The sequence below is a fragment of the Cupriavidus mimosae genome (genome assembly GCF_023952485.1).
GTDB classification, from domain to species: domain Bacteria; phylum Pseudomonadota; class Gammaproteobacteria; order Burkholderiales; family Burkholderiaceae; genus Cupriavidus; species Cupriavidus taiwanensis_C.
Genome location: NZ_JALHRY010000003.1, coordinates 410,324 through 426,572 on the forward strand (window position 1 = coordinate 410,324; position 16,249 = coordinate 426,572).

General features: G+C 65.8%; 16 protein-coding genes. 14 read left to right on the plus strand and 2 right to left on the minus strand.

Features of this window, described 5'->3' with window-relative positions; all coding sequences use genetic code 11:
* Position 1 precedes the first annotated feature (1 nt).
* From MKD50_RS08270 to MKD50_RS08325, 12 genes are all read left to right on the plus strand, one after another.
* Entirely contained in the window at positions 2 to 919 is a 918-nt protein-coding gene (locus tag MKD50_RS08270; RefSeq protein WP_240072175.1) for an ABC transporter permease, read from the plus strand.
* Entirely contained in the window at positions 916 to 1,806 is an 891-nt protein-coding gene (locus MKD50_RS08275) for an ABC transporter permease (RefSeq protein WP_252666833.1), read from the plus strand. The genes MKD50_RS08270 and MKD50_RS08275 overlap by 4 nt, the downstream gene beginning before the upstream one ends.
* A gap of 52 nt (positions 1,807 to 1,858) precedes the next feature.
* Complete coding sequence (locus MKD50_RS08280) at positions 1,859 to 3,421, plus strand: ABC transporter substrate-binding protein (RefSeq protein ID WP_252666834.1); 1,563 nt, start codon at positions 1,859 to 1,861, stop codon at positions 3,419 to 3,421.
* Positions 3,418 to 4,434 (plus strand): ABC transporter ATP-binding protein, encoded by a 1,017-nt coding sequence (locus MKD50_RS08285; protein WP_252666835.1) that lies wholly within the window; start codon positions 3,418 to 3,420, stop codon positions 4,432 to 4,434. Before MKD50_RS08280 ends, MKD50_RS08285 begins: the two co-directional genes overlap by 4 nt.
* Complete coding sequence (locus MKD50_RS08290) at positions 4,418 to 5,434, plus strand: ABC transporter ATP-binding protein (protein WP_252666836.1); 1,017 nt, start codon at positions 4,418 to 4,420, stop codon at positions 5,432 to 5,434. Before MKD50_RS08285 ends, MKD50_RS08290 begins: the two co-directional genes overlap by 17 nt.
* Before the next feature lie 57 nt (positions 5,435 to 5,491).
* A complete protein-coding gene (locus tag MKD50_RS08295) occupies positions 5,492 to 6,943 on the plus strand; it encodes an aldehyde dehydrogenase family protein (RefSeq protein ID WP_252666837.1) in 1,452 nt (483 codons plus the stop codon).
* An 11-nt stretch (positions 6,944 to 6,954) separates the two neighbouring features.
* The gene (locus MKD50_RS08300; protein ID WP_252666838.1) at positions 6,955 to 7,767 is read left to right on the plus strand and encodes an enoyl-CoA hydratase; all 813 of its coding nucleotides are present in this window, start codon (positions 6,955 to 6,957) and stop codon (positions 7,765 to 7,767) included.
* 71 nt (positions 7,768 to 7,838) lie between these two features.
* Positions 7,839 to 8,528 carry a TetR/AcrR family transcriptional regulator gene (locus MKD50_RS08305; RefSeq protein WP_240072168.1) on the plus strand — a complete coding sequence of 230 codons (690 nt, stop codon included), beginning with the start codon at positions 7,839 to 7,841 and terminating at the stop codon, positions 8,526 to 8,528.
* Positions 8,529 to 8,856: 328 nt separating this feature from the next.
* Positions 8,857 to 9,180: a MoaF-related domain-containing protein gene (locus tag MKD50_RS08310; protein WP_240072167.1), complete on the plus strand. Its 324-nt coding sequence runs from the start codon at positions 8,857 to 8,859 to the stop codon at positions 9,178 to 9,180.
* A 152-nt stretch (positions 9,181 to 9,332) separates the two neighbouring features.
* Positions 9,333 to 10,139, plus strand: coding sequence for a 2,5-didehydrogluconate reductase DkgB (dkgB, locus tag MKD50_RS08315; RefSeq protein WP_252666839.1), 807 nt, complete (start codon positions 9,333 to 9,335; stop codon positions 10,137 to 10,139).
* Positions 10,140 to 10,235: 96 nt separating this feature from the next.
* Positions 10,236 to 11,351 carry an alkene reductase gene (locus MKD50_RS08320; protein ID WP_252666840.1) on the plus strand — a complete coding sequence of 372 codons (1,116 nt, stop codon included), beginning with the start codon at positions 10,236 to 10,238 and terminating at the stop codon, positions 11,349 to 11,351.
* Between the two features lie 20 nt (positions 11,352 to 11,371).
* Complete coding sequence (locus MKD50_RS08325) at positions 11,372 to 12,313, plus strand: cyclase family protein (protein WP_252666887.1); 942 nt, start codon at positions 11,372 to 11,374, stop codon at positions 12,311 to 12,313.
* A 97-nt stretch (positions 12,314 to 12,410) separates the two neighbouring features.
* Here the strand turns inward: MKD50_RS08325 and MKD50_RS08330 are convergent, their stop codons facing one another.
* Positions 12,411 to 13,226, minus strand: a complete 816-nt coding sequence (locus MKD50_RS08330) for an undecaprenyl-diphosphate phosphatase (RefSeq protein ID WP_115703276.1) — start codon at positions 13,224 to 13,226, stop codon at positions 12,411 to 12,413.
* A gap of 57 nt (positions 13,227 to 13,283) precedes the next feature.
* Complete coding sequence (galU, locus tag MKD50_RS08335) at positions 13,284 to 14,180, minus strand: UTP--glucose-1-phosphate uridylyltransferase GalU (RefSeq protein WP_115703274.1); 897 nt, start codon at positions 14,178 to 14,180, stop codon at positions 13,284 to 13,286.
* A 494-nt stretch (positions 14,181 to 14,674) separates the two neighbouring features.
* On the opposite strand from galU, the gene MKD50_RS08340 reads away from it, so the two are divergent.
* Both MKD50_RS08340 and MKD50_RS08345 read left to right on the plus strand, forming a co-directional pair.
* Positions 14,675 to 15,814 (plus strand): polysaccharide biosynthesis/export family protein, encoded by a 1,140-nt coding sequence (locus MKD50_RS08340; protein WP_252666841.1) that lies wholly within the window; start codon positions 14,675 to 14,677, stop codon positions 15,812 to 15,814.
* Entirely contained in the window at positions 15,811 to 16,248 is a 438-nt protein-coding gene (locus MKD50_RS08345) for a low molecular weight protein-tyrosine-phosphatase (protein ID WP_252666842.1), read from the plus strand. The genes MKD50_RS08340 and MKD50_RS08345 overlap by 4 nt, the downstream gene beginning before the upstream one ends.
* The last annotated feature ends 1 nt before the right edge of the window (position 16,249 follow it).

A 16,249-nucleotide genomic window follows, 5' to 3' on the forward strand; every position in this document is an offset into this window, starting at 1 on the left:
CATGCTGAACCTGATCGGCAAGCAGATCGGACTCGGCCTCGCGGTCGTCATCACGGCGGTCACGCTGACATTCTTCATGGTGCGCATGAGCGGTGATCCGACCGCGCAGATCCTGCCGCAGGACGCGACCGCCGAACAGCGTCTGGCCATGCAGAAGCAGCTCGGGCTGGACCAGCCGCTGCCGCGCCAGTTCTTGAACTATATGCAAGGCGCGGCCAGGGGCGAGTTCGGCAATTCCTACTTCGATGGCGACACCGTGACGGCGATCATCATGCGCCGCCTGCCCAACACGGCGCTGCTTGCGTCGAGCGCGCTGGCCATCGCACTGGTCTTCGCCATTCCGCTTGGCGTGCTGGCCGCCACGCGGCGCGGCGGCCTGCTCGATCGCTCGGTCCAGGTGATCAGCGTCCTGGGCGCGTCGGTGCCGTCGTTCTGGATGGGCCTGCTGATGATCCAGCTCTTCGCGGTCGGGCTGGGCTGGCTGCCGACTTACGGCATCGGCGGATGGCAGCACCTGGTGTTGCCGTCGCTCACGCTCGCGCTGTACGTGTTTCCCAGTGTCACGCGGCTCACCCGTTCGTCGATGCTCGAAGTCTTGCCATCGAGCTACGTCAATGCGGCCAGGGCGAAGGGAATGCCTGAGCGCCGCGTGATCTTCCGCACGGTGATGCGCAACGGCATCGTGCCGGTGCTGGCGCTGATCGCGCTCGAGATCGGCTCGCTGTTCGGCGGGGCCGTGCTGACCGAGACGGTGTTCTCCTGGCCGGGCATCGGCCGGCTCGCGATCGAATCGATACAGCGCCGGGACTTCCCTATCACCCAGGGCGTCGTGGCCTATGTGGCGGTGATCTTCGCGGTGCTTACCGTGCTGGTCGAGATCGTCATCCGCATCGTCAATCCGAGATTGAGGCAAGCATGATATCCACCACCACATCCGCTTTGCCTGCGCCGGCATGGCGACGGCTGAGCCGGCGCCTCGCGCACCAGCCGGTCGCCATGCTGCTGTGCGCAGCCTTCATTGCCCTGACGCTGGTCGCGGCAATTGCGGGAGATGCGCTGACGCCGTTCGACCCCACCTTCCAGGATCTCGGCAGCCGGCTGCTGCCGCCTGGCACGATCGGGGCCGAAGGGCGCTACTGGTTCGGCACCGACGCGCTTGGCCGTGACGTGCTGTCGCTGCTGGTCATGGGCGCCTGGCCCGCGCTGTTCGTCTCGGTTTGCGCGGTCTTGCTGGCGGCCGTGGCCGGGATTGGCGCGGGCATCCTGGCCGGCTACCGCGGCGGGCGCTTCGCGGTGCTGCTGCTGTACCTGTCGAACATCCAGCTGTCGTTCCCGTTCTTCCTGCTGGCCATCACGATCGTCGGCATCCTGAGCCCGAGCGTGCCGCTGGTGATCGCGGTGATCGCGCTCGGCACCTGGGTGCGCTTCGCCCGCGTCACTTACTCGGACACCAACCAGATCCGGCAGCTCGAATACGTCGAAGCGGTGCTGGTCATGCGCGGCAGCATCTGGCGCGTGCTGTTCCGGCACATCCTGCCCAACGTGCTGCCCAACGTGCTGGTGCTCGCGACCTTCGCCTTCGGCACCGCCATCGTCATGGAGAGCGGGCTGAGCTTCGTCGGCCTTGGCGTGCCCACCGATTCGCCGACCTGGGGACGCATGCTGAGCGAAGGCCGCGACTATATGGAAACCGCCTGGTGGCTCACCGTATTCCCGGGCTCCTGCATTTTCCTGCTCGTACTGTCGATCAACGTGCTGGGCGAGCAGCTGCGCGACATATCCGATCCGAAAGTCAACCGGCGCTGAAGACGCCGGGTCCGCTCCGCCAACCAAGCCGTTCACCTCCAAGGAGAAGGTCATGAAAACGGGAGACTTTGTCGAAACGACAGTCATGCGCAGGGCAGCGCTGCGCGCCTGCCGTACGCTTGGGCTGGCGCTGGCCATATCGGCCGGCCTGGCCACCATGCAACCTGCGTACGCGGCAGGCACCGACGTGCGCATCGCGCTGTCGGGCGGCATCGACCAGCTCGATCCGGCGCGCACCGCCAATGGTCCCGACCTGGCGATCATCAGCCAGATCTACGACACGCTGCTGGTGCTGGATCCCAAGACCGGCAAGCTGCTGCCCAACCTGGCAACGTCTTACGCCCTCAAGGAGCCGACCTTGTGGGAATTCAAGCTGCGCAACGATGTCAGGTTCCAGGATGGCAAGCCGCTGACCGCGGACGACGTCAAGTATTCGATCGACCGCATCGTCAATCCGGCGACCAACTCGCTGCATGCGCCGCAGCTCGCGTCGGTTGCCGAGGTGATCATCGTCGATCCGGCCACGGTGCAGATCCGCACCAAGACGCCGGATCCGCTGTTGCCGCGTCGCATGCAGCCCATCGGCGGCAGTGGCCGCGTGTTCATCGTACCCAAGCATTATTTCGAATCGCATAGCCAGCAGGAAGTCAATGACAAGCCAATGGGCTCCGGCCCGTACAAGCTGGCCGAATGGCGCAAGGGCACCTCGCTGACGCTCGAGCGCAACCCGAGCTACTGGGGTCAGAAGCCAGAGGCGACCAGCGGGCGCTTCACCTTCATTCCGGAGAACGGAACACGGGTGAATGCGCTGCTCCAGGGCGAGGTGGACGTGATCCAGCGCGTGCCGATTGCCGATGTCGACCGCATCGAGAAAGCGCAGAACACCAAGGTCATCACCAGCATGGACGGCCTGGTGCACACCCTGCTGCTCGACTCGCGCAAGCCGCCGTTCAACGACATCAAGGTGCGCAAGGCCTTCGCCGAATCGCTGGACATCAACAACATCGTCACGCACCTGTTGGGCAAATACGGCCGGGTCCTGGCCGTGCCGATGGCGCCGACCGTCGTGCAGTACGACAAGTCGATCAAGCCGTACCAGACTGACCGCAAGGCGGCGAAGGCGGTGCTCGGGGGCAAGCCCATTGAGCTGAAGACCTATACGTCAGACGGGCGCTACGTGAATGACCGCGACATCTATCAGGCGATCAACGCGCAGCTCAACTCGACCGGGTTCAAGATCCAGCCTCAGGTCATGGAGTGGGGGCGTCTGATCAGCCTGATGCAGACGCGCAGCGGGGGGCCCTTCTATATCATCGGCTGGGACTTCGGCGAAGGCGATGCGAGCAAGATCAACTCGTTCCTCAATTCGGTCTCGCCGCTCAGCGTGACCAATGATCCCGAGTTTGACCGGCTGGCCGCGCAGGCGGGGAGCCAGATGGACGACGCGAAGCGCACCGAGGACTGGAAGGCCGCGCAGAAGCTCGTGAACGACCGCTACTACGTCGCCGCGGTGTGGCAGGCCGCATCGATCTACGGCTTCTCGAAGCGGCTGCAGTGGGATGCCCGCTTCGGTGACAATTTCGACCTGGCCACGGTCAAGGTTGCGGCGAAATGACCGTGTCCACGCTACGTGAGCCAGCCGATGCGCCGGTGCTCGATGTTGCCGACCTGAACGTATCGTTCCGCACCCGCACGGACGAGGTGCGGGTGGTGCGCGACCTCTCCTTCGCGGTGGCGCGCGGCGAGGTGTTCGCCGTCATCGGTGAATCGGGCTCCGGCAAGTCGACCATGGCGCAGGCGGTAATGGGCCTCTTGCCGGGCACCACGCAGACCAGCGGGCGCATCTCGCTTGGCGGCCAGCCCATCCACAATCTCGCGCCGGCCGCGCGCCGGCGGCTGTGCGGCGAACGGATGGCACTGATCAGCCAGGATGCCCTTGCGGCGCTCAATCCGTGCACGACCGTCGGCTTCCAGATCGCCGAGACGCTGATGGTGCATCGCGGCCTTGGGCACGGCGCGGCGATGCAGCGTGCGGTCGAGTTGCTGAAGCTGACCGGCATCCCGTCGCCCGCCGAGCGCGTCCATCACTATCCGCACGAGTTCTCCGGCGGCATGCGCCAGCGCGCGCTGATTGCGATGGCGCTGGCGCTGGAGCCCGACATCCTGATCGCCGACGAGCCGACCACCGCGCTGGACGCGACCATCAAGGCGCAGATCCTGCAACTGCTGATGCGGCTGAGGCGGGAACTCGGCATGGCAGTCCTGATCGTGACGCACGACATGGGCGTGGTCGCGCGCATGGCCGACCGGATGCTGGTGATGTACGCGGGACGCGCGGTCGAGACCGGTCCCGTCGTCGAAGTGTTCGACGCGCCCGCCCATCCCTATACGCGTGCGCTGCTCAAGGCGATCCCGCGGCTCGATCAGCCTGGCCTGGCGCTGCGCGCGATTGCCGGTGCGCCGCCGGCGCCGCAGGCAATGCCGCCGGGCTGCCCCTTCCATCCCCGCTGCCCGATGGCCGTGGCCGCCTGCGCCAGCGAGCTGCCACAGCCGATCCGGTTTGCCGGCGGGCGAACGTCGCAGTGCCGAATCCCACCGGGCGAGGTTCCGTATGCTGAACGTGCATGATTTCCAGAAGGTGAAGCCTTCCAACGACGACACACCGGTGCTGTGCACAAGCGGGCTCGGACGGCGCTTCCGCATCCCGCAGCCGTGGCCGGCAAAGCCGCTCACGCTCGATGCGGTCGACGACGTCACGCTGTCGCTCGCGCCTGGGCGAACGCTTGGCATCGTCGGCGAATCGGGCTGCGGCAAGTCGACGCTGTCGCGCATGCTGGTCGGCATCCTGCCGCCGTCCGACGGCAGCCTGTACGTGGACGGCATCGACATCACCACCCTGCGCGGCGAGCGCTGGCGTGAGGTCATGCGCGGTGTGCAGATGGTGTTCCAGTCGCCCTATACGGCGCTCAACCCGCGGCTGACCATTGGCGAAATCGTGCGCGAGCCGCTCGATATCCACGAGGCGCACCTGCCGAAAAGCGAGCGCACCGCACGCGCGGCCGCGATGCTCGAACGCGTCGGGCTGAACGCCGGCCATGCGTCGCGCTACCCGTACTCGCTGTCTGGCGGGCAGCTGCAGCGGGTGGGCATCGCGCGCGCCCTGGTGCGGCCCGCGCGCGTGGTGGTCTGCGACGAGCCGGTGTCGGCGCTTGACGTGTCCGTCCAGGCGCAGGTCGTCAACCTGCTGCGTGAACTGCAGGACGAGCTCAAGGTGTCGTATGTGTTCGTGTCGCATGACCTGGCGGTGGTCGCAAACGTTTCGCACGACATCGTGGTGATGTACATGGGCCGCATCGTCGAGTCAGGCGCCGCCGCCGACGTCCTTCAGTCGCCGCGTCACCCCTATACGCAGGCATTGGTCGACAGCGCGAACGTTCCCGATCCTCACGCCGAGCGCGCCCGCAAGCCGCGCGTGCTGACCGGCGATCTGCCGAGCCCGACCGATCCGCCGTCCGGTTGCCGCTTCCGCACGCGCTGCTGGATGGCGAGCGACGAGTGTGCGCGCTCGGTGCCCGCGTTGATCCAGCGATCCGGTGCGCCGCAGCGGGTTGCGTGCCATTTCGCCTGATTGTTTTTCCTGAACCATTTCGCACGGCCCCTAGCGGGCGCCATCAGGGATCATGAAATGAAGCATTGCCATACCTACGCCGCTGGAGCGTGGTTTGAATCGGGGGGATCGGAGCAAATCGATCTCGTCGACAGCTATACGGAAGCGGTGTATGCGAAGTTGCGCGCCAGCTCGCGTGCTGACGTCGATGTTGCGGTAGCGAGCGCGCGCAGCGCGGGACGCTCCTGGGCGCAGACGCCGGTCGAAGTACGAGCGAACGCGCTTGCGCGCATCGCCGAAGCGCTGGCCGAACGCGCCGACGAACTCGCGCAAGCCATCACGCGCGAAGTCGGCATGCCGGGCAAGCTGACCCGGCGCATCCAGGTCGACGCACCGATCCGGGCGTGGCGGCGCCAGTCGGAACTGGCGAAGACGCTGGCACGGCCAGAACGCATCGGTCATTCGATCATCGAACGGCTGCCCGTAGGCGTGGTGGCGTGCATCACACCGTGGAACTATCCGTTGCATCAGCTCACGGCCAAGGTAGCTTCCGCGCTCGCCGCGGGCTGCACCGTAGTCGTGAAGCCCTCGGAAGTGGCCCCGTCGAGCAGCCTCATTCTGGCCGATGCCGTAGCGTCGGCCGGGCTGCCGCCGGGCGTGTTCAATCTTGTCAACGGTCGCGGTGAAGATGTTGGCGCGGCGCTCGTCGCTCATCCGGATGTCGACATGGTCTCGTTCACCGGGTCGACCGCGGTGGGACGCAGGATTGCCGCCGCCGCGGGAGCACAGCTCAAGCGAGTCGCGTTGGAACTGGGCGGAAAGTCTGCCGCACTGATTCTGCCGGATGCGGACCTGGCAACGGCGGTCAAGGCCACCCTCGCCAATTGCCTGCTCAATTCCGGCCAGACCTGCTCGGCGCTGAGCCGCCTGCTGGTGCCACGCGCACGCTACGCGGAAGTCGTTGCCATGCTGCGCGAACAGGTCAAGGCGTACGTCATGGGCGATCCCGCTGACCCTGCGACGCGGCTCGGGCCGCTGGCTTCGAGGCCCCAGCTGGCACGCGTGCGCTCCCTCGTCGACGCGGCGATCGCCGATGGCGCGGCCGTCATCGCGGGTGGACCCGACGCGCCGCCGGTGCCGTCGCGCGGCTTCTTCTTCGCGCCGACAGTGCTGGGCAATGTGGATCCGTCGATGCCGATCGCACAGCAGGAAGTGTTTGGCCCGGTGCTGGTGCTGCTGGCCTACGACAACGTTGACGAGGCCGTGGAAATCGCCAACGGCACGCGCTACGGGCTCGCCGCCAGTGTATGGGGGCCAACGCCGGACGCTGCATGGGCGGTAGCACGCCGGTTGCGCGCGGGACAAATCGATCTGAACGGTGCCCCGTTCAATCCCGACGCGCCGTTCGGCGGCTTCGGAGACTCGGGCATCGGGCGGGAAAACGGGCCACACGGGCTGCATGAATTCGTCGATACCGTTTCATATCAATTACCGGCTGACTACATCGGCAACATGGTCGGTGCAAGCTGAGGAAACATGACATGCACTACACCGAATTGAACTACGTCGTACAGGACGCCGTTGCCACGATCGAACTCAACCGCCCGGAACATCTCAATGCGCTGACATTCAAGCTGGAGGCGGAGTTGTACCAGGCGATCGTCGACGCCGATGCCGACCCGGACGTGCGGACCATTGTCGTCACGGGTGCGGGCCGTGCATTCTGCGCCGGCATGGATATTTCCCAGCTGGAAGGCTTGCCGCCCGAAGACATCCGCTCGCGGCGCCACATGCGGACGTTCGACATGAACCGGCGGGGGGATTACCAGACGCGCTATTCCTACTTTCCCGCTTGCAGCAAGCCCATTATCAGCGCCGTCAATGGTGCGGCCGCCGGCCTGGGGCTTGTGCTCGCGCTCTACAGCGACTTCCGGCTGGCATCGCGTTCGGCAGTGTTCACGACGGCATTCGCGAAGCGCGGGCTGGTCGCCGAGCACGGCGTGGCGTGGATCCTGCCTAGGATCGTCGGCGCCGCGCATGCGACCGATCTCCTGATGACGTCGCGCAGGGTGGAGGCGGAAGAGGCGTTGCACATCGGGCTGGTGCACCAGCTGTCGGATGCCGCGGATTTTCGCGCCAGCGCGCATGCCTTCGCGATGCGGCTCGGTCGCGACGTGTCGCCGCGCTCGCTACGCGTCATGAAGCGGCAGCTCTGGGAGGCGCCTTTCCAGAGCCTTGCCGAAGCGGTGTGCCTGGCCAACGAAGAGATGGTGCGCAGCCTCGGAAGCGAGGACTTCCGCGAGGGCGTCGCGCATTTCGTCGAGCGCCGGGCACCGGCATTTACCGGGCAATAGGACAGGGCAGGCGGTGCCAGATACCGCCTTTGCTAGAATCGCTGACTTGACATGTGAGACAGGGGAAGCCGATGACGGCAGACTCGCTTGCCGGGGCGGGCGGCGTACCATCGTCACTGAGATTCGAAGAGATGCTGGGGCGCAAGTCCCTGGATCGGTCGTTGTCGAAGCGCGAGCGTACCCGCTATGTGTTCATGACGATCGCGGCGCGTTGCCTCCAGGATAATCCCGCGGAGAATCCCACGGTGGAAGTCGTGCTCTCGCAATCCGGGCTGGCACGCAGCACATTCTACAACCACTTCAAGGACATCGACGACTGCATCTTCGAAGTGCTCGACCTGTTCTTCGAGTACATCGAGGGCAGCCGCGTCAGCAGCTCGCGCGAACTGTCGACCTTCGATGCCATTGTCGAAGCCAACATGTGGTACGCGCGCGCCTACGCGGCGAACGCCAACCTGTTCGCAGCGATTCACCGAAACAGCGCACTGTGCAAGGTCCGCGAACAGCGCAACGCGCAGTGGGCGATGAAGATCGTCCATGTATCGGGGCGTCGGCGTGGTCGCGAATTCATTGGCGCGGAGCGCATCGAATATGCCGGCACGATCCGCATGCTGATCACGATGACGATCGAGGTCCTGCGCGAGCGATTCGTGGCCAATGACGTGCTTCTTGCCGAAGCGTTTCCGACGGCCGACCATGTCGCGATGAAAGTGAGCGAGATCTGGTACGAGGTGATGCAGCGCTATGAGAAGGAGGCGTAAGCTGAACCGGCTGCGGCTCGGGTAACGAGCAGCGCATGCCGGCCAACTCGGCCAGCCTGCCTCGTTCCGCGGGCGTCCAGACGGCTTTTCGCGCCGCGCCAGCATCTTTTCTTCGGCATTTTCGACCGGTCAGGTCCAGCTGCTGCACGGCGGCGGTGATGCTCCGGTGCCGACCACCGTCGCGATCGCCTGGATTGCGTCGAGCGTGATGCTCATTGTTGATCTTAAATCAAGACAGTTTGGTTTATAGACCACTTTTTGAGCAAGAGTTAAGCGGGCACACTGCGGTCCATTGCTTCTTGTTTCACGCCTTCGCAGGAAACCATCCATGAACGCACCGACCCCTCGCCCGCCGTTTGCCGGCAAGACGTTCGCAGTCCGCTACGCCGGGCTGACCGCGATCAACGCCTATGCCGAAGACGGCATCCACATGCGCTATGAGATCACCGAAGGCGACTTTGCCGGTGCCACCGGCGAAGTCGCCTACACGTGGCAGCACGTAACCGGCGAGATCTATGCGATCTCATGGCAGGAAGCCGACCGTGCCACGGTCGTCCACCTCGACGACTTTGCCGCCGGCACTTCGCGTTCGTTCTTCACCGCGCCGTCGCTGGACTTCTACCGGCTCGAAGGCAGCCTGCGCGCCCTCTGAACGCCGCCATCGAACTGATTCGAAGCCGTTGCGGGCGACATCAATACTTGATTTGAGATCAAATATTTTTGTCCGGTAACGGCGTTTATTTCATCAGTTTCTCCCGGCAGAATCGCCTCCAGATCAAACCGGATCCCATCAAGGAGCACACCATGCGCAATATCCCCGCCTTCGGCCTCGGCACATTCCGCCTGCAAGGCCAGGTTGTCATCGACTCGGTCCGCAACGGCCTCGAGCTCGGCTACCGCGCGATCGACACCGCCCAGATCTACGGCAACGAAGCGGAGGTGGGCGAGGCGATCGCCGCGTCCGGCGTGCGCCGCGACGACCTGTTCCTGACGACCAAGATCTGGGTCGACAACTACGCCAGCGACAAGCTCGTGCCCAGCCTCGAGGAAAGCCTGGCGAAGCTGCGCACGGACTACGTCGACCTGACCCTGATCCACTGGCCGGCGCCCGGCAATGGCGTGCCGCTCGAGGCCTACATGACGGCACTCGCCGAGGCGAAGGAAAAGGGCCTGACGCGGCAGATCGGCATCTCGAACTTCAACATCGAACTGACCAGGCAGGCGGTTGCCGCGGTCGGCAAGGACGCGATCGCGACCAACCAGATCGAGCTGAGCCCCTATCTGCAGGGCCGCAAGCTGGTGGATTTCCTGCAGCAAGAGGGGATCCACGTCACGTCGTACATGACGCTGGCATACGGCAAGGTGCTGGGCGACCCGGTGATCGGCGCGATCGCGCAGCGGCACCAGGCAACGCCGGCCCAGGTGGTGCTGGCCTGGGCGCTGCAGCTCGGCTACTCGGTGATCCCGTCTTCCACCAAGCGCGAGAACCTCGCCAGCAACCTGCTTGCGCAGACGCTGCGCCTGAGCGACGAAGACATGGCGCAGATTGCCGCGCTCGAGCGCAACGGCCGCGAAGTCAGCCCCGACGGCCTCGCGCCGCAATGGGACTGAACCCGCAGCGACCCTTTTTCGTTCCGTCTTTCTTCGACCCGTCTTTCATCGATCCCTCCGCGGCCCGCAGGCCGCGGCTCCGATAGCACACGCACCATGACCCAGGATCCGCTGTTTCAATCGCTTCAACTCGGCGGGCTGATGCTGCCAAACCGCATCGTGATGCCGCCGATGACGCGCTCGCGCGCCAGCCAGCCCGGCGACGAGCCCAATGAACTGATGGCCGCGTACTACGCGCAGCGCGCGGGCGCAGGCCTGATCGTCAGCGAAGGCACCTACATCGCGCCGCTCGGCAAGGGCTATGCATGGACGCCCGGCATCCACACGCCCGCGCAGGTGGCCGGATGGCGCAAGGTGACCGAGGCCGTGCACGCCGCCGGCGGCCGCATCTTCGCGCAGCTCTGGCATGTGGGCCGGCTGAGCCACGAGAGCCTGCTCGGCGGGCAACAACCGGTGTCGTCGTCGCCGATCCAGGCGCAGGGCGTGAACGTGTTCATTGCCGGTAAGGACGGCAGCACGCCCGGCTTCGTCCAGGCCTCCGCGCCGCGCGCGCTGACCGTCGACGAGATCCGCGAAGTCGTGGACCAGTACCGCGCCGCCGCGCGCAACGCGATCGAGGCGGGTTTTGACGGCGTCGAGCTGCACGGTGCCAACGGCTACCTGGTCAACCAGTTCATCGACTCCAACGCGAACACGCGCACCGACGCCTACGGCGGGTCGCTGGAGAACCGCCTGCGTTTCCTGGGCGAAGTCGCGCAGGCGCTGGCCGAAGGCACGGGCGACGCGTCGCGCGTCGGTATCCGGCTGGCGCCGCTGACCACGCTGAACGGTTGCGTCGACGACGATCCGGAGACGACATACCTTGCCGCGGCCAGGCTGCTCGGTGATCTCGGCGTCGGCTACCTCCACATCGCGGAGGCGGACTGGGACGATGCGCCGCTGATGCCGGCGGCATTCAAGCGCAAGCTGCGTGACGCGTTCCCCGGCGTGCTGATCTATGCGGGCAAGTACACCGCGGAACGCGCGCGCGAAGCGATCGCCGCGGGCTGGGCCGACCTGATTGCCTTCGGCCGTCCGTTCGTCGCGAACCCGGATCTGCCCGAGCGCCTGCGCGTCGGCGCGCCGCTCGCGCAGCATGACCGCGGCACGCTCTTCGGCGGCGGTGCACAAGGCCTGACCGACTACCCTACGCTGGCCGAAGCCGCAGCCTGAACGGAACCCGGAGATCGATGATGAAGACGACGCTCGCGAAACTCGCGTTGGCCGCCATGCTGCCGCTTGCCATGCACGCTGCCGCCGCGGCGGACTGGTATCCGTCCGGCTACGGCCAGAAGGATGAAATCGGCGCGGCGAACCTGCTGACCCCGGACGTGGTCAGGCAGGCCGTCACGCTGGTGAAGACCGGCAAAACCTACCCGCTGGCCGTACCGGTGGACAAGGACCTGCCCGCATTCCGCCACCGCAGCTTCCGCCTCTACAACGTGCAGGTGGGCCAGCAGGCCGGCAAGTCGCTGGGGCCCAACAAGTTCACCTTCAACGACGAACTCGTGAACGCGTGGACGGGTGTCGGCACCCAGCTCAACGGCATCGGCCACATCGGCATCGACAACGTCTATTACAACGGCAACAAGGCGGCCGACTTTGTCAGCGTCGATGGCGTGAAGAAGCTCGGCGTCGAGAAGGTGCCGCCGATCGTCACCCGCGGCGTCGTGCTCGACATGACCGCGCACTATGGCAAGGCGATCGTCCCGGGCGGTACCGAGTTCACCGTCGCGGACATCCAGGCCGTTCTCAGGAAAGAAGGCCTGACCCTGTGCAAAGGGGATGTGGTGCTGTTCAACACGGGGTGGCTGGAGCTGATCGGCAAGGACAACAAGCAGTTCCTGGAAGTGGAACCCGGGATCGGCATGGAAGCCGCGCAGTGGCTGGCCGACCAGGGCATCGTAGCGTTCGGCGGCGACACCTGGGCGTCCGAAGTCTATCCGAACCCGCGCGGCAATGAGGAGTTCCCGGTTAACCAGTACATGCTCGCCAAGCGCGGCATCTACAACCTGGAGTTGATCGACAGCCGCGCACTCGTACGTGACAAGGCGTGGGAGTTCCTCTTTGTGCTGGGTCAGCCGCTGTACGTGGGCTCCACGCAAGTCAACGTCAATCCGGTAGCCATCCGATGAACACGAGTACGGCTTCCAAAAGCCGCTGCGGCGGGTCCTGAGGACGCGCCGCACTGGCTTCGGCAGAAGTCAGGCTTGCCCTTTGCATCTGCCAAGCTCAAACCGACCACCCCAGACTCACCACGCCGATCACCACCCCCAACCCGATCCGATACCACGCAAACACCCGCAACGAATGCCGCGCCACCAGCCGCACCAGCGCATTGACGACAAAGAGCGCGGAGATGAACGCGGCGGTGAAGCCGGCGGCAATGGACCAGATGTCCTGCAGGCTGAGCAGGTGGTAGTGCCGCATGGCGTCGTAGGTGGCGGCGCCGAGCATGGTGGGGATGGCCAGGAAGAAGGAAAACTCGGTCGCCGCCTGCCGCGACACGCCTGACAGCATCCCGCCGATGATGGTGGCGCCCGAGCGCGACGTGCCCGGGATCATCGCCACGCACTGCGCAAAGCCGATGCCGATAGCCTGCTTCCAGCCGAAGTCTTCGATGGCGTGGATGCGCGGCACGGTGCTGCGGCGCTCTACCCACAGGATGACCAGCCCGCCGGCGATCAGTGCGGCCGCGACCACGGCCGGATCGAACAGGTGCTGCTTGATCGGGCCGATGAGCAGCGCGCCGATGACCGCGGCCGGCAGGAAGGCGACCAGCACCGCGGTGGCGAAGCGCAGCGCGTCGGGATCGCGCCGCACCACGCCTTCGCACAGGTCGGTGATCTTGGCGCGGTACAGCCAGCACACGGCCAGGATGGCGCCGAGCTGGATCACCACGTCGAACACGCGCGCCTCGTGCGAGGTGAAGTCGATCCAGTCGCCGGCCAGGATCAGGTGCCCGGTGCTCGAAATGGGCAGGAATTCCGTCAGGCCCTCGAGCAGGCCGAGAAGGAATGCCTTGCCCAGGTGGATCCAGTCGATCATTTGGCGGCGGCCTCGTGGTTGCTGTGCGGTTCGGAAGGGGCGTGGGGCAGGGGACCGTCAGGCCGCCAGGCTGTGGAGCAGCTGGGGCTCGCGCTGCTCCAGATAGCGGCGGAACTGTGCGCCGGTTTCATGGTGCTTCAGCGCAAATTCGACGGTCGCCTTGAGGTAGCCCAGCTTGCTGCCGCAGTCATAGCGCGTGCCGTGATAGCGATAGGCCAGCACTTGTTCCTGGCTCAGCAGCGACTGGATCGCGTCGGTCAGCTGGAACTCGCCGCCGGCGCCTGGCTTCAGCGCGCGCAGGTGGTCGAAGATGCGCGGCGTCAGGATGTAGCGCCCGACCACGCCCAGGTTGGACGGCGCCTCTTCCGGTGCGGGCTTCTCGACGATGCCCGAGACCTTGATTACGCCTTCGGCCCACTCGCGGCCCTCGACCACGCCGTAGGAACGGCTCTGCTCCGGCAGGATCTCTTCGACGCCCAGCACCGAGCAGTTGTAGTGGTCGTACGCATCCACCATCTGCTTCATCACCGGCGGGTGGCCGTCGATCAGGTCGTCGGCCAGCATCACCGCGAACGGGGCGTCGCCCACCAGCTTGGCCGCGCACAGCACCGCGTGGCCCAGGCCCAGTGCTTCGGACTGGCGCACGTAGAAGCATTCGACGTTGGCAGGCTTGATCGAGCGCACCACGTCCAGCAGCGCCTGCTTGTTCTTGGCCTCGAGTTCCACCTCCAGTTCGAAGGCCTTGTCGAAGTGGTCTTCGATGGCGCGCTTGGAACGGCCGGTGACGAAGATCATCTCGGTGATGCCGGCGGCCATGGCTTCTTCCACGGCGTACTGGATCAGCGGCTTGTCCACCACCGGCAGCATTTCCTTGGGGCTGGCCTTGGTGGCCGGCAGGAAGCGGGTGCCCAGGCCTGCGACCGGGAAGACGGCCTTGCTAACGCGACTTGTCATTTCAGTGGTTCCCTTCAAAGGTTCGGCAATGCTCGGTGCGATGGCGGCGAGGCCTGCCTTCATCCGCCGGCAAAGAAAGAGGGTGTAGGCGCAACAGGGAATCAATCGCCTACACCCTTAAGTCGGCACGGGGTGCCACCCGCGATTGTGCTGCGTCGCACCACCCGCGGTACCCCTCAGGCGTTGGGACGGAATTCGTTTCCACTCCGATGGGGGGATCGGAAACTTGGTAAAAACGCCGGCCGCGCCTTGAAGATGTAGTCCCGCGAGCCATAAACTTCGCCGGTCATTTACGGATGACGCAGTGCAGAAAAGAGCGCGCCCAGCGCGCCGGGCACAACCAGTCAACACCGCCAGGTTCAGTTCCGCAGCCTTGCAGACAAGCGGACAGGCACCCCGGGTGCCATGCCGAACCGGCGGGGTCACCGCTGTGCGTTACGACAGGGTGGCGGCGGGCTATGCGGGTCTTCTTGCAAACAAGGGAATCATCGAGAGTGCTAAAGCTTTCAAGCAGCTTGAGGTTTGGCAGGGCCGTCATGTGCCTGGGGATCGTTCCGTTGCTGGCATCGTGCGCGCTGGCGCCGGGCATGCGTTTCGATCCGCAGCGCCCGCTGGATCCGGAGGACCCGCAGTCGGTGCCCAAGGTCACGCAGATCACGCCGGCGCTGGTGCGCACGCTGAAGGCCGCGATGCCGCCCGCGAACGCAGGCGTCGAGGCCTTGTTCGGCGAGCCCGGACCTTATACCGTAGGCGTCGGCGACATTCTCTCGATCGTGGTGTGGGACCATCCGGAGCTGGTGTTCCCCACGCAGACCTACTCGATCGGCGCCGCCTACGAGATCCCCAGCTACAGCGGCGCGGCCAACATTCCCGGCTATGTGGTCAGTCCGGCGGGCACCATCCAGTTTCCCTATGCCGGCGTGATCAAGGTGCTCGGCCAGACTCCGGACCAGATCCGCGGGCAGCTGAGCACCCAGCTCAAGCCGGTGGTGACGATGCCGCAGGTCACGGTGCGCGTGCTGGCGTTTCGCAGCAAGCGTGTCTACCTCGACGGCGAAGTGAAGACGCCGGGCCCGCAGAATATCGACGACGTGCCGATGACGCTGGTCGAGGCGCTCAACCGCGCCGGCGGCATCAACGTGCTGACCGGCGACAACAGCCGCATCCGCATCTCGCGCGAGGGCAAGATCTACTACGTCAGCCTGCCGGCGCTGCTGCAGCAGGGCATCGATCCGGCGCGCATCCTGCTGCGCAACGGCGACATCGTGCGCGTGGAGCAGCGCGAGGACAGCAAGGTCTTCGTGACCGGCGAAGTCGTCAAGCCGACGCCGGTGATGCCGCGCAACGGCCGGCTCACGCTCAGCGAAGCGATCGGTGAAGCCGGCGGCCTGAATCCCAATTCGGCCAACGCCAAGGAGCTCTACGTCATCCGCAAGGCCGCCGACGGCGAGGCCGAGGTGTTCCACCTCGACGGCAAGTCCCCGGTCGCGTTCGCCCTGGCCGAGGCGTTCGAGCTCAAGCCGCGCGACGTGGTCTATGTCGATGCCGCCGGCGTGGTGCGCTGGAGCCGCGTGATCAACCAACTGGTGCCGAGCGGCAACTTCTTCACCTCCACCGCGAACGCAGTCAAATGATCAAGACCGTACTCGTGGTCTGCATCGGCAACATCTGCCGCAGCCCGATGGCGCAGGGCCTGCTCACGCAGGCGCTGCCCGACGGCGAGGTGGTCTCCGCCGGCCTGGGCGCGCTGTCCGGGCACGCGGCGGATCCGCATGCAGTGGACCTGATGAGCCGCCAGGGCGTGGATATTTCCGGGCACCGGGCGCAGCAACTCAATCACACGCTGATCCGGCGCGCGGACCTGATCCTGGTGATGGACGGCGCGCAGCGGCAGGAGATCCAGCGCCTGCACCCGGCCACCACCGGGCGCGTGTTCCGCCTGGGCGAGCTGGAGAAGTTCGATGTGCCCGATCCCTACCGCCAGCCCCGTGCGGCATTCGAGAGCGCGCTGCAGCTGATCCAGCGCGGCGTGGAGTCCTGGGTGCCGCGCATCCGGGCCCTGGGTTAAA

What these genes read in the sequence shown, in the direction of transcription:
- MKD50_RS08345 (WP_252666842.1), top strand. Translation starts at nt 15,811, where the DNA reads ATGATCAAGACCGTACTCGTGGTCTGCATCGGCAACATCTGCCGCAGC.
- MKD50_RS08285 (WP_252666835.1), top strand. Translation starts at nt 3,418, where the DNA reads ATGACCGTGTCCACGCTACGTGAGCCAGCCGATGCGCCGGTGCTCGAT.
- dkgB (WP_252666839.1), top strand. Translation starts at nt 9,333, where the DNA reads ATGCGCAATATCCCCGCCTTCGGCCTCGGCACATTCCGCCTGCAAGGC.
- MKD50_RS08330 (WP_115703276.1), bottom strand. Translation starts at nt 13,226, where the DNA reads ATGATCGACTGGATCCACCTGGGCAAGGCATTCCTTCTCGGCCTGCTC.
- MKD50_RS08310 (WP_240072167.1), top strand. Translation starts at nt 8,857, where the DNA reads ATGAACGCACCGACCCCTCGCCCGCCGTTTGCCGGCAAGACGTTCGCA.
- MKD50_RS08305 (WP_240072168.1), top strand. Translation starts at nt 7,839, where the DNA reads ATGACGGCAGACTCGCTTGCCGGGGCGGGCGGCGTACCATCGTCACTG.
- MKD50_RS08280 (WP_252666834.1), top strand. Translation starts at nt 1,859, where the DNA reads ATGAAAACGGGAGACTTTGTCGAAACGACAGTCATGCGCAGGGCAGCG.
- MKD50_RS08300 (WP_252666838.1), top strand. Translation starts at nt 6,955, where the DNA reads ATGCACTACACCGAATTGAACTACGTCGTACAGGACGCCGTTGCCACG.
- MKD50_RS08295 (WP_252666837.1), top strand. Translation starts at nt 5,492, where the DNA reads ATGAAGCATTGCCATACCTACGCCGCTGGAGCGTGGTTTGAATCGGGG.
- MKD50_RS08325 (WP_252666887.1), top strand. Translation starts at nt 11,372, where the DNA reads ATGAAGACGACGCTCGCGAAACTCGCGTTGGCCGCCATGCTGCCGCTT.
- MKD50_RS08320 (WP_252666840.1), top strand. Translation starts at nt 10,236, where the DNA reads ATGACCCAGGATCCGCTGTTTCAATCGCTTCAACTCGGCGGGCTGATG.
- galU (WP_115703274.1), bottom strand. Translation starts at nt 14,180, where the DNA reads ATGACAAGTCGCGTTAGCAAGGCCGTCTTCCCGGTCGCAGGCCTGGGC.
- MKD50_RS08270 (WP_240072175.1), top strand. Translation starts at nt 2, where the DNA reads ATGCTGAACCTGATCGGCAAGCAGATCGGACTCGGCCTCGCGGTCGTC.
- MKD50_RS08275 (WP_252666833.1), top strand. Translation starts at nt 916, where the DNA reads ATGATATCCACCACCACATCCGCTTTGCCTGCGCCGGCATGGCGACGG.
- MKD50_RS08290 (WP_252666836.1), top strand. Translation starts at nt 4,418, where the DNA reads ATGCTGAACGTGCATGATTTCCAGAAGGTGAAGCCTTCCAACGACGAC.